The organism is Blautia caccae (assembly GCF_040095955.1).
Taxonomy (GTDB): Bacteria; Bacillota; Clostridia; order Lachnospirales; family Lachnospiraceae; genus Blautia; species Blautia celeris.
This window is the reverse complement of the sequence record NZ_JBBMFP010000005.1, coordinates 202,340-218,258: the sequence shown is the minus strand read 5'-3', so window position 1 is coordinate 218,258 and position 15,919 is coordinate 202,340. Positions and strand designations below refer to the sequence as shown.

General features: G+C 49.8%; 16 protein-coding genes. 2 read left to right on the top strand and 14 right to left on the bottom strand.

Annotated features, from left to right (window positions below; translation table 11 throughout):
* The 4 genes from WMO65_RS07680 to WMO65_RS07665 all read right to left on the bottom strand — a co-directional run bounded on the left by WMO65_RS07680 (position 1) and on the right by WMO65_RS07665 (position 3,916).
* Positions 1 to 1,026: an SPFH domain-containing protein gene (locus WMO65_RS07680; RefSeq protein WP_033143465.1), complete on the bottom strand. Its 1,026-nt coding sequence runs from the start codon at positions 1,024 to 1,026 to the stop codon at positions 1 to 3.
* Between the two features lie 152 nt (positions 1,027 to 1,178).
* A complete protein-coding gene (locus WMO65_RS07675; RefSeq protein WP_033143466.1) occupies positions 1,179 to 2,117 on the bottom strand; it encodes a hypothetical protein in 939 nt (312 codons plus the stop codon).
* Positions 2,118 to 2,258: 141 nt separating this feature from the next.
* Complete coding sequence (locus tag WMO65_RS07670; protein WP_148392925.1) at positions 2,259 to 3,176, bottom strand: SufB/SufD family protein; 918 nt, start codon at positions 3,174 to 3,176, stop codon at positions 2,259 to 2,261.
* The gene (locus WMO65_RS07665) at positions 3,176 to 3,916 is read right to left on the bottom strand and encodes an ABC transporter ATP-binding protein (protein WP_033143468.1); all 741 of its coding nucleotides are present in this window, start codon (positions 3,914 to 3,916) and stop codon (positions 3,176 to 3,178) included. Before WMO65_RS07665 ends, WMO65_RS07670 begins: the two co-directional genes overlap by 1 nt.
* A 310-nt stretch (positions 3,917 to 4,226) precedes the next feature.
* On the opposite strand from WMO65_RS07665, the gene WMO65_RS07660 reads away from it, so the two are divergent.
* Positions 4,227 to 4,868, top strand: a complete 642-nt coding sequence (locus tag WMO65_RS07660) for a tetratricopeptide repeat protein (protein ID WP_033143469.1) — start codon at positions 4,227 to 4,229, stop codon at positions 4,866 to 4,868.
* A 33-nt stretch (positions 4,869 to 4,901) separates the two neighbouring features.
* Positions 4,902 to 6,125 carry a tryptophan synthase subunit beta gene (gene trpB / locus WMO65_RS07655; protein ID WP_033143470.1) on the top strand — a complete coding sequence of 408 codons (1,224 nt, stop codon included), beginning with the start codon at positions 4,902 to 4,904 and terminating at the stop codon, positions 6,123 to 6,125.
* 68 nt (positions 6,126 to 6,193) lie between these two features.
* Here trpB and WMO65_RS07650 read toward each other — a convergent pair whose 3' ends face one another.
* From WMO65_RS07650 to WMO65_RS07605, 10 genes are all read right to left on the bottom strand, one after another.
* Positions 6,194 to 6,625 (bottom strand): DUF3887 domain-containing protein, encoded by a 432-nt coding sequence (locus WMO65_RS07650; RefSeq protein ID WP_054352375.1) that lies wholly within the window; start codon positions 6,623 to 6,625, stop codon positions 6,194 to 6,196.
* A gap of 11 nt (positions 6,626 to 6,636) precedes the next feature.
* Positions 6,637 to 7,944, bottom strand: a complete 1,308-nt coding sequence (locus WMO65_RS07645; RefSeq protein ID WP_256157790.1) for a sensor histidine kinase — start codon at positions 7,942 to 7,944, stop codon at positions 6,637 to 6,639.
* Positions 7,945 to 7,962: 18 nt separating this feature from the next.
* Positions 7,963 to 8,667, bottom strand: a complete 705-nt coding sequence (locus tag WMO65_RS07640) for a LytR/AlgR family response regulator transcription factor (protein ID WP_033143471.1) — start codon at positions 8,665 to 8,667, stop codon at positions 7,963 to 7,965.
* Between the two features lie 136 nt (positions 8,668 to 8,803).
* On the bottom strand, positions 8,804 to 10,324 hold the full coding sequence (locus WMO65_RS07635; protein WP_148392927.1) for an ATP-binding protein: 1,521 nt from the start codon (positions 10,322 to 10,324) through the stop codon (positions 8,804 to 8,806).
* A complete protein-coding gene (locus tag WMO65_RS07630) occupies positions 10,314 to 11,681 on the bottom strand; it encodes a vWA domain-containing protein (RefSeq protein ID WP_148392928.1) in 1,368 nt (455 codons plus the stop codon). Before WMO65_RS07630 ends, WMO65_RS07635 begins: the two co-directional genes overlap by 11 nt.
* Before the next feature lie 59 nt (positions 11,682 to 11,740).
* The gene (locus tag WMO65_RS07625) at positions 11,741 to 12,598 is read right to left on the bottom strand and encodes a leucine-rich repeat protein (protein ID WP_148392929.1); all 858 of its coding nucleotides are present in this window, start codon (positions 12,596 to 12,598) and stop codon (positions 11,741 to 11,743) included.
* Between the two features lies 1 nt (position 12,599).
* Positions 12,600 to 13,193, bottom strand: coding sequence for a hydrolase (locus WMO65_RS07620; protein WP_148392930.1), 594 nt, complete (start codon positions 13,191 to 13,193; stop codon positions 12,600 to 12,602).
* Between the two features lie 20 nt (positions 13,194 to 13,213).
* A complete protein-coding gene (locus tag WMO65_RS07615; RefSeq protein ID WP_033143475.1) occupies positions 13,214 to 14,254 on the bottom strand; it encodes a polyamine ABC transporter substrate-binding protein in 1,041 nt (346 codons plus the stop codon).
* A 9-nt stretch (positions 14,255 to 14,263) separates the two neighbouring features.
* Positions 14,264 to 15,064: an ABC transporter permease gene (locus tag WMO65_RS07610; RefSeq protein ID WP_148392931.1), complete on the bottom strand. Its 801-nt coding sequence runs from the start codon at positions 15,062 to 15,064 to the stop codon at positions 14,264 to 14,266.
* A complete protein-coding gene (locus WMO65_RS07605; protein ID WP_033143477.1) occupies positions 15,061 to 15,918 on the bottom strand; it encodes an ABC transporter permease in 858 nt (285 codons plus the stop codon). The genes WMO65_RS07610 and WMO65_RS07605 overlap by 4 nt, the downstream gene beginning before the upstream one ends.
* Position 15,919 lies beyond the last annotated feature (1 nt).

Here is a 15,919-nt window from a genome sequence, read left to right as displayed (position 1 = left end):
CTAATACAGGGAACCGCTGTTGACGATGGGCTGGGCATCCTTGTTGCCGCAGAGGACAACCAGCAGGTTGCTGACCATGGCTGCCTTCCGCTCCTCATCCAGTTCCACGATATCTTTATCGTTTAATTTCTGCAGGGCCATCTCCACCATGCTGACAGCGCCTTCCACGATTTTCTGACGGGCATCTATGATGGCAGCAGCCTGCTGTCTCTGCAGCATGGCAGATGCAATCTCCGGCGCGTATGCCAGATGGGTGATACGCATTTCCAGAATCTTGATCCCCGCGTCCTCCACCTTCTCCTGCAGTTCCTGCTGCATGATGCTGGCTACCTCCTGGCTGCTTCCGCGAAGGGAACGCTCATCTCCGCCCTCGCTTGTGTCATAGGGGTATCTTCTGGCGGCGTTTCTTGTGATGGCATCACACTGGATGGACAGATAGTCCTTGTAATTCTCCACATTGAATACCGCTTTTGTGGCATTTTCCACTTTCCATATGACCACCGTTCCGATCTCAATGGGATTTCCCAGTTCATCGTTTACCTTCTGCTTTTTGTTGTCCAGGGTCATGGTCTTCAGGGAAACCTTTTTATTGGACTTTGTCTCTGTGTTTTTCTGTTCCGCTTCAATGCCCATGCCCTTCAGGACCGTGGAGCCGGCGCTTCCTGCTGCACGCACTGTGGGATTGATTCCTGTCACAAAGGGATTGACCCAGTAAAAGCCATTCTGATTCAGGGTTCCGTAATATTTTCCGAACAAAGCCAGCACAAGCGCTTCATTGGGGTTGATGACCTTTAAGCCTGCCAGACATACACTGGCTGTGCAGAGGATCAGGATACCGACTGTTACGCAGAAACCGGACAGCACACTGCTGATCTCAGAGATCACTGCCCCTGAGAGTATCATCAGCACAATACTTCCCACAATGCCCAGGATCAGCAGAAACAGCATCGCCATACCTGACTTCGGATGCAGGATCCTTTCCTCCACGTTCTTGTTCATTGGACTGGTTCCGTCTTTTTCTTCCATTATACTTCCTCCTCTTTGAAAGGCCGCACGCGGCAGTAATTAATTTGATATCTTTTTGATATCATCATAATACACCTTATCTATAAAAATGTCAACAAAAAAAGGCTGTCCGTCCCCGTCTTCCGGTTTCGGACAGCCTTTTGGTCCTGATTCTATACTTCAGTCTGTATATCAATGGTATTCAGCTTGTCGCTGTCTTCCTCTTCCTTATGTCCCACAGTACCGGCCACAATATAGTAGCCGAACTTGGAATCATAGAAGAATTCTTTTACCAGGGAGAATCCTTCTATCTTTCCCGTACTGCTCACATGCATCAGAGGTCCGGTACAGGAAATGATATCATCCCCGAATTTCACATGCTCCTCATCATAATATGTGATGGGCAGATCCTGTGCGATAAGCTCTTTCATCTTCTTTTCGATCTCCACCAGATCAAAATTCACCGGCTTTTCGGAATAATCCAGCATAAATCCATGGCGGATGTCCGCGCGGACATAGCTTGGACGCTCAATGTCCCTGACCACATAGCCGAATAAATCCTCCGCGCTGTGCGCCATCTTCCTGTAGATCAGGGATTTGAACACAATATCAGCTATATTCTGGGGCAGCGGTCCGAACAGGGAAGGACGAGTCACAATGACCTCCTCACCGATGCCGACCATCAGATCCGCATTCCTTTTCAGCACAGGATACAGAATCTCAAAATGCTCCACGATCACTCTCTTGTGCTGGGAAGTCACCCGTATGATGGCCTCCGCGATGGTCTCCAGATCCACATATTTTCTCGCGGCTCTGGCATCCACGTGGAAGGTCCTGGGGGTATAGAATCCCACATCCTCCGCGTTCAGCAGGGGCATGTTGGTGATATCATACTCGTCATCCCCGTCCACTACCTGAATCCCCGGAAACATACCCTTGATCATCATGCTTTTTCCGGAGTCCTTGGCACCGATGATACCGATAATACGATCAAACGGGTTCAGATACATCTGGGCAATCTTCTTTCCCAGTTCCATCATTCTACGGTTTCCTCTCGGTGCATAGAAAAAATTATACAGATTGCACTCATGGCGTACATTGTTGTAAATCATAAAAACCTCTCCCTATAAATATGTTTTTTGTTCCCCAATGGCTTGTAACTCTTACTATCCCAACTATAGCACAAAACCGGACAGTTGTACACGGTTTTGTCCCGTGTATCTGCCCGGCTGACGCTGTAGCGTTATGTCGTTTTACTTCAGGAAACCGTTGATGATCTGGGCTTCCGCCTCTTCCTCTGTAAGGCCCAGGGTCATGAGCTTGATGATCTGCTCCCCTGCGATCTTACCAATGGCTGCCTCATGAATGAGCGCCGCATCGGAGCTGTTCGCGGTGATCTCCGGGATGGAGCTGATCTTGGCATTGCCCACTATGATGGCGTCACATTCTGTATGGCCGCTGCAGGCCGCGTTTCCGTTGAGCACGGACTGGAAGAGCTGACGGGAATCATCCTTTGCCACCGAACGTGATATGATATTGGCACCTGAATTTTCCCCGTCCATATCCACAATGAAACGGCTCTCCGCATCCTGGGTTCCGTGTGTCATGAGACGCTCCATCACTTTTAAGCTGGCGCCTTCCATTAATTTTGCCCTGGTCATACGCTTTGTGGAATCTACGCCTTTGATCTGCACCGTATCCATCTCCATGACGCTGTTCTCCCCGATCTCTATGATCGTCTCCGGGTTCATGATGCGCTCGCCTTTGCCGTCCCCGCTGCCATAGTGTTTTTCCACGTATTTCACTCTGGAATTTTTGCCGATGAAAAAGCTGTGGATGCCGTCATGGCGGCTTGATGCATCCCCGCCGTTGTGGATGCCGCAGCCTGCGATGATAGTCACATCACAGTCATCGCCCACGTAAAAGTCATTGTAGACCACCTCTTCAAGCCCTGCCTGGCTCATGACCACCGGGATATGGACACTCTCTTTCCTGGTGCCGTCCTTGATGCGGATGATGATTCCGTCTCCCTCTTTTCTTGTGGTGATCTCGATATGCTCTGTGCTGTTTCTGCCTTCACTTTTTCCGTTCGCCCGGATGTTGTATGCGCCCACCGGGATTTCATGCAGCCCGGCCACTGCTTCCAGTAATTGTTTCTGTATTGCGTCCATTATTTTACTCCCCCATCCTTCCAGATTTTGCAGCCGGAATAGTCATCCACACCTTCCAACAAAGCGGGAAGCACTTCCTCTTTGCTTCCGCGGCTCACCAGTTTTCCGTCTGCGATCACCAGAATTTCATCTGCAATGTTCAGGATCCTCTCCTGGTGTGAGATGATCAGAATGGAGCCGTGAATCTCCCTGTGCATATTTTCAAACACATGGATCAGGTTCTGGAAGCTCCACAGGTCAATGCCGGCCTCAGGCTCATCAAATACGGACATCCTGGTTCCCCTCGCCATAACGGTGGCGATCTCGATCCTCTTCATCTCCCCTCCGGAAAGGCTTGCGTTGACTTCACGGTTGATGTAGTCTTTTGCGCATAATCCCACCTCAGAGAGATACTGACAGGCTCCGGCAACGGTAATGTTTTCCCCGGATGCCAGCCGGATCAGGTCAAGCACGGTCACTCCTTTAAAACGCACCGGCTGCTGAAAGGCATAGCTGATGCCTTTTTTCGCCCTCTCCGTAATGTTCAGTTCCGTGATATCCTCACCGTCCAGGTAGATCCTTCCCTCCGTGGGCTTCTCAATACCGGCAATGATCTTTGCCAGCGTGGATTTTCCGCCGCCGTTTGGTCCTGTGATGGCAATAAATTTGTTATCTTCCAGAGTAAAGCTTACACGCTCCAGAATCCCTTTCTCCTTTGTCTCCTCTTCGACTTTAAAGGAGACATCCCTCAGTTCCAGCATTTTTCATTTCCTCCGATGTCATCTTCATCTTTTTATGTTTATAAATCCCGGTTCCTATGTTATAATATCAGCAATGGGCCAAAGGATGGCTCAACCGTGGATTTAATTCCGTAACTATTCAGCCAGCTGAAAAGTTACGGGTATTCGCCCATTAAAAATCGCTGTGCGATGGGCCGAATACATGCTGCCGCTATTCTATCACACGGTCAGCACAGTAAATGTGCAGACCTGACTGCGCAGCTGTTTAATTCCTACAAAAACAGTACACTATATTACAAAATTTGTCAAAAGAAAAATGGAGATATTTTCAATGGACGCAAAAAATATGGATTTTACCCTGGAAGAACTGAAAATCCTGGCGGAAAACGGTCAGAAGGATCTGCAGTATGCCGTAGGCTTTTACTATGAAAACGGCATACACACCCTGACGGATTACGCACAGGCCGCCCAGTGGTATGAAAAAGCAGCCGAAAAAGACCATGTGGACGCGCTGCTGCACTTGGGATTTCTCTATGCCCAGGGAAAAGGCGTAAAAAAAGACGAAACAAGAGCATTTTCCTACATCAAACGCGCGGCTGAGACGGGCAGTAAAAATGCCCAGTATAATCTGGCCAGATGTTATGAGGAAGGCATTGGGACCAGACAGGATTATTCCAAAGCCTTTGACTGGTATAAGAAAGCCGGACAGCAGGGCGACTACCGGGCCATGTGCTGCATGGGCGGTTATTTTTTAAGCGGCCAGGCAGTGCCGCAGAGCACAGAGCGGGCATTCCAGCTCTTTGAAAAGGCGGCAAACGCCAACATCCCGGCCGCACAGTACAATCTGTCCATCCTCTACCGCTACGGCGAAGGTGTGGAAAAAGACGAGGCGAAAGCCGACCTGTGGCTGACAAAAGCCGCCCAGAACGGTTTCAAGCTGGCAAAGGACGCCCTTCACGGAGAGCAGGAATAAAAATATATCATTTACATAAAGGAGAAAACAACCATGGAAGTAGATTACAGAACTTATCTGAGACATTACCCGGACAGAAACGGACGCTTCGGCCCTTACGGCGGCGCCTACCTGACAGAAGAGCTGGTTCCGGCCTTTGAGGAGATTGCAGACGCATACCAGACCATCTGCCATTCCTCCCAGTTCATCAGTGAACTGCGCCGCATCCGCAAGGAATTCCAGGGAAGACCCACACCGGTCTATCACTGCGAGCGCCTGTCAAGAACCATCGGCAACTGCCAAATCTACCTGAAAAGAGAGGATCTGAACCACACCGGAGCCCACAAGCTGAACCACTGTATGGGGGAAGGGCTGCTGGCAAAATTCATCGGCAAAAAACGTCTTATCGCAGAGACAGGTGCCGGACAGCACGGCGTGGCCATCGCTACAGCGGCGGCTTTCTTCGGATTAGAGTGTGAAGTGCACATGGGTGAGGTGGATATTGCCAAACAGGCTCCCAATGTGACACGTATGAAGATCCTGGGTGCCAAGGTGGTTCCCGTCACACACGGCAACAAGACCCTGAAAGAGGCCGTGGATTCCGCTTTTGAATCCTATGCTAAGAACTATAAGGACTCCATCTACTGTATCGGCTCCGCGGTGGGCCCCCATCCCTTCCCTCTCATGGTCAGGGACTTCCAGTACATCGTAGGCGAGGAGGCCAAAGACCAGTTTAAAGAGATGACCGGCCTGCTTCCCGATGTAGTCTGCGCAAGCGTAGGCGGCGGCAGCAACTCCATCGGCATGTTCGTTCCCTTCGTGGATGAACCGGTGGACATTGTCGGTGTGGAACCTCTCGGAAGAGGCACCGGCATGGGAGACCACGCCGCATCCATGCAGTACGGGGAAAAAGGTGTTATGCACGGATTTGAAAGTATCATGCTGAAGGACGACAAAGGCGAGCCGGCTCCTGTATACTCCATTGCCAGCGGACTGGACTATCCTTCTGTGGGACCGGAGCACGCATTCCTCCGCGACCTGGGCAGAGTGCAGTACGACACCGTCAGCGATGAGGAGGCCATGGACGCATTCTTCAAGCTGTCCCGCACAGAGGGCATCATTCCGGCCATTGAGAGTGCCCACGCGGTTGCCTATGCCATGCGGAAAGCAAAAGAGATGAAACAAGGCTCCATTCTCGTAAATCTGAGCGGACGCGGAGACAAGGATATTGACTACGTGGTAGAGCATTACGGCTACGGAGAGCAGTTCTTTAAATAAACTGAATAGTTACAATAACAGATACGAAAGAGAGTCCGGCGCACACATTCCGCCGGACTCTCTTTTACTTATTTCACATAAAATCCAATACATTTCATACCCGTATCAAACGTGACTGTATACTGGGCCTTCCCCTCCTCATATTTGGCCAGAAGCACCACCACCGCATACGGTGTCTCCGTATCCTTGTCCTGTCCTCCCACCACACTTATCTTCTCATAGGATTCAAATTCACCCAGCTTGTCAAAGACATAATCCAGATTCTCCTGAAGCTGTTCATATTCGATTCCCTGGCGCATGACAGGGGCAAAGGTATTCTCATACACATCCTTCAATTCACCGGAATTTACCTGGTTAATCATGGTTTCAGCGGCTTCCTTGACTTCCTCCTCGTCAAATTTGTCGGAAAGCTTATTTCCGCATCCCGCCGCAGATGTCCCAATCAGGCATATGACCCCCAGCAAAAAACATCTCTTCCGAATCTTTCTCCATATCTCCATCCCTCTTCACCTCACATTTCCTTTTGCTCATCCGGTATCATGATACTCACCTGGAACTCCTCATCCGTCTGGGAGATTTTCATGGTACCCCCATATTTACCCAGGGCACTCCGCACATTCTGCAGTCCCAGCCGCTGATGCTTCTGTCCTGCCCGCTCCTTTTTCTTCCCTTTTGAATTTATCATTTTGATCACAAGGAAGGAGTGGATGTTTTGTATCTGCAGGGAAAAGTATCTGTTTTCCCCCTCCCCCATGGCCTCCGCCGCATTGTCCAGAAGATTTGCGAATATGGTGGTGATATCGATCTCCCGGATTCTGTCCAGGCATCCGTCGCAGATATCCAGCTCCAGCCTTGCATCCCGCATGGATGCCTGCCCCAGCTTCTCATTCAATATGATATTCAGCATCCGGTTGCCCGTATACCAGGTATGGCCCGTCTGGTTCAGCAGATGGAAAACCTCCTCCGCATAGGCCCTGGCCTTGTCTGTCTCCCCGCTCTCATAGAGACGTGCCACTGCCTGCATGTGGTTCTTGGCATCATGTATGGCCTTTCTGGAAGCCTGATAACTCTCCTCCAGAGTCTGGTAGTGCTGGTAAAGCAGCTCTGACTCCTGCTTATAGAGCTTTTCCTCCCTGAGTGCCCGACTGCCCTTCCCTGTCTGCCTGAAAAGATACAAGAGCAGCAGGTTCATGGCAAATATCAGAATAATATTCAGGATCACCGGACCGAATCCATACCTGAGCACAAAGAAATCTGCACTCATCCAGATAATAGATACCATAAATACAATGGAGAACAGCGGAAGCAGCAGGAAGAAAAAATACTGCCGCTTATAGAGAAAAAAACGATTCTCCTCCTCCTCGTCCTTTTTTACGATCGCGAGAATAAAATACGTCCAGAAAAATTCCGTGAACCATTTTACCAGCAAGAGGATCAACTGCATATTGTCTACCCTCTCCAGGCCTACGCGCAGAAGGGTCAGTGCAGTCATGTTCGTAAAGATCCACTGCACTACAAAGACACTTGTGATCTGGCAGAGAAAAAATCCCAGACAATATACCAGACAGTAAAAATAAGACACCCCGTTTGGCCGATACAATACGGTTTCCATGAAAAATACCATCAATACAATGGAAAAGGTAACGACCCATTCACTCCGGGAATACTGGACCAGCAGACAAAAAACAGCAAAAGCCGCAAACGATGCAGGATATACCCATGCCTTATCCATACGCCGTTCCCCGGTTCTGTTCATGAACCAGTAAAACAAAAATCCCAACACAGACAGATCCAATGCCATCAGAATATAGTCAAACACCCGGTTACCACCTTCTTCCTATCCCATCTTATCCGCCAGATAAAGACTGAGTTTTTCCTTGAACTGCACTGCCTGCTTCTGGGACAGAGGAATCCACTCCCCGTTCATCATGAGGATCTCGTACCCCTTGATGTTCTTCACATGGTACAGGTTCACCACAAAGCTTTTATGGGGAACGGAAAATCCATACTCTCCCATCTTACCGGCAATGTCGGATATCTTCCCCCGCATCTCATGGGTAACTTCCTTTGTCTTCATGAAAATACGCCGGTTCTGATACTCAAAATAATAGATTGCATCCACCGGAAGCCTCACAAGCCCTTCCACGGTGGAAAACTCCACCTGCTTTACCTCCGGCGTCTCTTCCTCCTGCCAGAGCATGGCATCCTCGATCTGCTTCCAAAGCTTCTCCTGCTTCACAGGCTTCAGCAGGTAGCCAAAAGCATGGACAGAAAAAGCCCGTCCTGCATATTCCTTGTAGGAGGTCACATATACGATCTTCACCTTCCTGTCATGGACGCGAATCCTCCGTGCAGTCTCGATTCCATCTATGCCCCTCATATCAATATCCAGAAAAATCAGGTCATACACATGCCCCGACCGAAGCAGGTCCTCCCCGCTGCTGTATCCGTCCGCGCAGAGTTTCTGTTTCGGATACGTCTCTATCAGTTCTCTTAAAAAAGATACTGCAGTCTCGTCGTCATCACACACTGCGATACGCATCTTTCTCCTCCTGTCGTCTTCATCTGCTTTTATTTATTATAGCCCTGTCCTCTGTTCTGCTCAATACATGCGGTACAGGGTACAGAAAATTGTGCACAAGATGTTATTGTTCACTCTTCACTGTCCCGCCAGGTGTTTATAAGTCGTTCTCAATGTCATCCAGCTCTTTTAAAATGTTCCTCTGTTCCTCTTCAAAGAGAAGTTTTTTGTTGTATTTATAATAGCTGTCACATCCGTTTTCACTGATAAACTGAATGCTGTAGGGATTTGTGTTCAGTTCTGTGATAAAGATCACCATCTCCTGACTGTCCCCAAACGCCAGCTCCAGAAAATCAAAAGCATTCTGCAGGGCACCGCCGGTCTCAAGGACCATGTTCTCCCGTTTGGCGGATTCCTGCCCAAAATAACCGGCCGCACCGGTAAATATCTCCTCCGGCACCAGGCCCTCCCTCTCACCGGCCTCAGCCTCTTTTAACCGCGCTTTTAAAAATCCTATAGTTTTCACAGCCGCATGGCGCGCGGGAGCTGTAAACTGACCCGCGTTTTCTTTCCTCTCATAATCCGCCTGCTCCCGGTCAAGAAGCAGCGCAAGTGATGCGGAAGGCGATGTGCCTTCCCCCATCTCCCGCTTCCAGCCCTTCAGCTTCTCATAGAGGGTCGTTACATACAGGTCCATCTCATAGTACGCGTAAAATCTGGTACCCAGATGCCCCACAAGCAGTCCCACCACACTGAATTTTTCATCAAAGGACGCCAGCTTCAGTTTATCCACCGCAAATTTTTCAAAATGGCCTGCCAGCACCTCCTCGATCCGGTAATCCGTCCTGTATTTTTCAAAGAGTTCCAGATAGTTGGCAAAATCCCTGGCCGCCTTCCCGTGCTGGATATACTGGCCCACCACTTCCCTGTCCGCTCTTTTTCCCAGCTTTTCATAGGCATAGAGGAACTGGGACAGATCCTCCCATCCTCTGGCTGTGGCGAACATGCGCCCGTCCACACTGGTCTCCATGCGGTAAAAATTATCTTTGTGAATATCCAGATAGGAGATCACAGCCGGATGGATGCCTGCACTGTAAGCATACTCTTTCCACACGCCGAAATCTTCTTCCACGTCAATCCTGCGGATCCGGTCAAGAGTCACCACGTCAAACTCCCGGACAGATTTATTGTACTCCGGAGGATTGCCTGCTGCTACAATGATCCAGCCCTTGGGCACAGACTGATTGCCGAAGGTCTTGCACTGCAGAAACTGCAGCATGGTGGGCGCAAGCGTCTCAGACACACAGTTGATCTCATCAATAAAAAGGATTCCCTCCTTTATCTTCGTCTCCTCCATCCTGTCATACACAGAGGATATGATCTCACTCATGGTATATTCTGTCACGGAATGGGACTTCCCGCCGTATTCCTTCTCCCTGATAAAAGGCAGTCCCACGGCACTCTGCCTGGTGTGGTGGGTAATGGTATAGGATACCAGGTTGATCTCACATTCCCTGGCGATCTGCTCCATGATCTGTGTCTTTCCGATTCCCGGAGGGCCCATCAGCAGAATGGGGCGCTGCCGGATGGAAGGAATGCAGTATTCTCCATAGGCGTCCTTGATCAGATATGCCTCTATAGCGTCCTTGATCTCCTGTTTTGCTCGTTTAATGTTCATCTGTAATTCCCTCTTTGTATGCTTGCATTTCCTCCTGGTCCAGATATATTTTTATGGCCCAGGCAGGTACATCTATCTCTTCATATTCTTTCTGCATCAGCACGAATGCTGTTTCGTACCGCGGCATTTTCTGCGGAAATATCCCTTTTCCGTCGGTAAAATATAACAGCCCTTTCAGGCTTGTAAATTCTCTTTTCGCCAGCAGCTCCTCCACCCGGGTGAAAACAGGCCTGAAATCCGTCCCTCCCTGGCCCAGAAGCTCCAGATGTTCCATATAGGCCTTAAGCTCCTCCTGAGACGTGATCTTGTCATCACTTTGCACCACCTCATCGCACTGGATGATATGGATATTGATCTTCCTGAAAAAGCTCTCTGTCTCCCTCAGAATAGAATAGGTCTCCTTCAAAAAAGCTTTCACCAGTTCACCGGAACAGGACATGGAGGTGTCAATGGCTATGACAAACTCCTCCACCTTCTTTACCTCCCGGCTCTCCTGAGGCTCGATCAAAGGCATATTGCCGTACAGGGAAAGTCCGTAGCTGTAGAACCCATAGTCAAAGGAATCCGGGTCAATCTGCTGCTCCTCCTTCAGCACCGCGAATTTCTGCAGGAACCTGCGGTAGTCATAGGAATCCCTGTTTTCCACCTTGATCTGTTCCAAGATTCCCTCCGAAGCTCCGACTGCAGAGTCCTGGCCGAAGCTCTGCAGCTCCGTTTCCATCTTATCGCGGATGTCATCCCAGTTTTCTTTCGGGCGCTGACTGGGTGCCCTTCTCTTTCCCCCGCTCCACAGGCTGTGGTCATCCACATAGAACTCCTCTTTCAGCCTCCGGAGCCGTTCCAAATCCGGCTTATCCTCCAGAAGGGCGCCAAAAACCCCCTCCGCGTTCAAAACCCTGCGCTTCTTTCCAAGCGATGCATACGTCTCCCGCCTCAATACAGAGGCCGGGCGGCGCACACAGTGCAGAGGGATACTGTCGATCATGGCTTCACTGGCAATATCACAGGAAACCTCCCACAAAAGATCCGCCGTCTCCTCTTCAACCAGTCTGGATGCCCGCTTTTTTCTCAGGCGTACATCTTTCCACGGATGGGCAAATATGCAGTGAAACACCATGTGCAGATACGCCCTGTTTACAAAAACACGCCCCTGCCGGTAAAGGCCCCCCAGATAAGAAGGGTTATAATAAAGTCCCACACCGTCTGTACCCAGAGTCCCCATCTCCGGATTTTGTACATAGGAAAAGGCGGAGAGGGCCACATCCAGGAATCGCATGTGCAGATAAAGCTCACTTCTGGACGAAGCCAGGATTCTGATACACACTTCATTGATACGTTTTTCCATTTCCTGTGCCATTTTTTTACTCCATTATTGTTTCGATCCACGTCCGGCACTATCACATGTGCCGCCGCATCTTAAAATTCAAAGGACTTTACAGCCCTGCCAAACCGTTTTCTCTTCTCCTCCATCAGCAGGCTCACGGCCTCCGTCATCCCGCATCCGGATGCCAGACCCAACAGCAGTTCCATCTCCTCAGCCCTCTGCACCGCGTACTCTGCCAGATAACACAGAGCACTGTGCCATTCCCGGCGTTTCAGAAAATACGCGCCTGCCTCCTTCAGATGCTCCCTTACATATGCGGCATACGCGTTCCCCGCCTCCTCCCCCAGTTCCCGGGGATACATCAGGCGCCCCATAGCCATGGGAATGAGGATTTCCGGCTTTTCATATACCTTTGCCACTTCAAACAAACTGTCATAGCGGTGATAATCCACCCGCTTTTCTGTAAAACACTGGCGGTAGCGATAGCCTGAGCCGTGAAAATGTGTCTCCAGGATCCTGGCAGGCGTGTTCTCCACACCCTCCTCATAATATTCCGGAAACACCAGCTTCGCCCGGTCCCCTGTCTCCCTGAACGTGATGGTCACAAACACTTCATGAAAGGTCTCCGCCGCCACATCCATTATGCAGCTTTTTGCCCCTTCCCCCATGAGCACATGAAGCTCACGTAAGGCGGAGCATCCCGTGAAGGAGCCTCCCCCTATGCGTTTCAGGGAATCTGTAAAGGAGAGGCTTCTGAGCCTCCCGCAGCCGTAGAAGGTATAGTTTCCAATCTCCTCCACACCGTCCGCGATCTCCATCTCTTCCGCAAGAAGCAGGGCCTCCTGTTCCTCTTTTGTCCTTCCCTCTTTCCAGGGTGAATAATGGTAAGCAGGCAAAAAGGATGCTTCCGCATCCCTTTTGCCCGCATTCATACTGTATTTATCCTTCATATCACTGTGCTGCCAGTTCCCCGCATTCCCGGGCAGCAGAAGCCTCACAGGAACGCATAGCCTGGATCGTCTTATCAAATAATTCCGTCAGTTCCCATCCCAGCATCTCGGCGCCGTCCTTTATCACATCTCTGGAACAGCCTGCGGCAAATCTCTTGTCCTTGAATTTTTTCTTGACACTGGAGACTTCCATGTCCATAACACTTTTGGAGGGACGCATTTTTGCCGCTGCCCAGATAAGGCCTGTAAGCTCATCGGAGGCAAACATGATTTTCTCCATCAGGTGCTCCGGCTCCACGTCAGAGCAGAGGCCGTATCCGTGGCTCACAACCGCGTGTACCAGCTCCTCCTCCGCGTCGATCTCAGAAAGAAGCTCCGGCGCTTTTTTGCAGTGCTCCTCCGGATACTGCTCAAAGTCCACATCGTGAAGCAGGCCTGCCATTGCCCAGAACTCTGCCTCATCGCCGTATCCCATCTCCTGGGCATACCAGCGCATAACGCCTTCCACGGTCAGAGCGTGCAGGATATGGAATTCCTCTTTGTTGTATTTTTTCAGAAGCTCCAGCGCTTGTTCTCTTGTCACTTTTGTCTGCATTGTATGTACCTCCTTTTTCCTTAGTCACATGCAGCTTTGAATTCTGTCCAGTTTTTCTCATATGCCTCGTTGGCTTCTGCGCTTACATTCTGTACGATCTCGCCCTTTTTCACGGAATCCGGCACTACCAAGTTGGGATTTACCAGATCATCCGCCGCATTTGTAGTACAGTAATATCCGAGAGCGTCAAAACATTTCGCCGCGTTTTCCGGCTCCAGAATATAGTTCAGGAATTTATAGGCGTTCAGTTCATCCGGTGCGTTTTTGGGAATAAACAGGTTCATAATGCCAAAGCCCAGTCCCTCTTCCGGATAGACCACCTTCAGGTCCGGATTCTCTGCCAGGGCTGCTGTCACCTGGGAAGTATACAAATAGGCAACACTGGCCTCTCCGTTCAGCAGTGCATTCTGTGTATCACTGTCCTGGATCATACGGATATTCGGCGCCAGCTCTTTTAATTTTTCCCCTGCCTGTTCGATGACCTGTACATCTTCCTCATTCATGGATTTTCCCATAGTCTGAAGCACAAATCCATTGACTGCCCGGTAGCTGCCGATCATGGCGATCTTATCCTCAAGCTTTGGATTCCACAAATCCTCATATCCCTTGATCTCAAAGTCAACCTGCGCAGGGTCATACACGATCAGAGGGATACCTGCCCCGTGCGGAACGGTATATTCATTGTCCGGATCATAAAACTGGCTCTGATACAGAGGATTGATATTGCCGAAATTGCTGATCTGTGTCTTGTCCAGTTTTTTTGCCAGACCGTTCTTCACGATCTGTTCAATGATATAATCATCGCCCACAACAATGTCGTAGTCTTTTCCGTCTGTCTGCTGAATTTTTTCCAGCATGGTTTCATTTGTGTCGAAGTTGGAGCTGATGATCTTGATTCCTGTCTCTTCCTCAAAGCCATCCAGCACTTCCTGGGGGAACAGTCCCTCCCAGGTGTAGAGTACCAGTTCTTTGTTGTCATCTTCCTCTTTTTCACCACATCCGGCAAGCATGGAGGCTGCCATTGCAAAACAAAGTGTAAGGGCTGCTAATCTTTTCTTCATATTTCTACCTCATCTTTCTGAAAGTTCTCCCCGCCTGCGTTCCTGCCGTTTCTGCACCAGGGAAGAAATGCCGAGAACCAGTACGATGGCCGTTAAAATTATGGTACAAAGCGCATTGATCTCCGGTGTCACCCCTGTCTTAAGCTGGGTGTAAACCTTTACCGGAAGCGTATTGAGCCTTGGACCGTTTACAAAAATACTGATGACCACATCATCAAAAGACATGGCAAACGCCAGCAGACTTCCGGACAGAACCGCCGGCATAATGAGCGGCAGCGTTATGTCAAAGAACGTCCTGATCTGGGATGCGCCCAAATCCCGGGCTGCCTCCTCCAAAGACCGGTCAATTCCCACAAGCCTGGCCTTTACCATCATAAATATATAGGGGATACAAAAAGTAGTATGCGCAATTACCAGGGTTGTCATACCAAAAGGCAGGTTTAATAAGGAGAAAAAGGCAAGAAATACCATGCCCAGAATGATCTCGGGTATCATGATGGGAACTGTGGACAGATACTCCATCATGCCTTTTGTCTTATAATCCGCCCGGGCCATGCCCACAGCACCCAGAGTTCCGATGACTGCAGAGATGGCGCAGCTTATAACGCCCAGAAGTATGCTGTTGAACAGCGCTTCCTTAATATCTCTGTCATGCCAGAGTGTTTCATACCATTTCAGGGAAAATCCTGTAAAGCTGGCTGTGAGCTTGGACTCATTAAAGGAAAATATCACCACCATCACAATGGGGAGATACATGACGAGCAGCAGGACGGCCAGATAAATGCCTGACAGCTTATGTTTTTTTCTCAAAAGAATCCCTCCAAATCTTTCACGTGGGTAATTTTCCGGTACAGATAAATCATAATGGAAGTCAGGACCATAAGTACCACAGCAAGCGCTGCCGCAAAGGGCCAGTTGCTTCCTCTTGTGAGCTGATCCTGGATCACACTGCCCACCAGAACGATTTTATTTCCGCCCAGAATATCCGCAATGAAAAACAGTCCCATGGACGGCACAAAGGACAGGATCACACCCGTCAAAAGTCCGGGCAGCGTCAGCTTCAGCGTAATCGTCAAAAATGCCTTGGCCCGGCTGGCCCCCAGATCTCTTGCAGCCTCCACCAAAGACCAGTCCATTTTTTCCACGCTGGAATACACGGAGAGCACCATAAAAGGCAGCAGCGCGTAAATCATGCCAATGACAACTGCAGGATAGGAGTAGAGGATTTTCAGCGGTTCCTCAATGATGCCCAGCTTCACAAGCAGCGTATTGAACACGCCTTTTGCCTGGAGCAGGATGATCCATCCGTACATACGGATCAAGGAACTGGTCCAGAAAGGCACCATGATCAGCAGCATGATCCTCTTCTTCCATTTTGCCGACTGTTTTGCCATAAAATAGCCAAAGGGATATCCCAGCAGCGTGATACAGATGGTGCTGGTAAACGCAAGCTGGAAGGACTGGGAAAAGCTCTTCAGGTAAACAGGATCTGCGATCTTCTTATAATTTTCCAGGGTAAATTTCCACAGGGTCCCCCATCCGTCACTGTTTGTGGCAAAGCTCAGGGCTATCATATAGAGCAGCGGTCCTGCCACAAAGACAAGGGTGAAGATATAGAGGGGTGCAACCGTCAGAAACAGTCCTGATCTTTTCTTTTTCTCCATC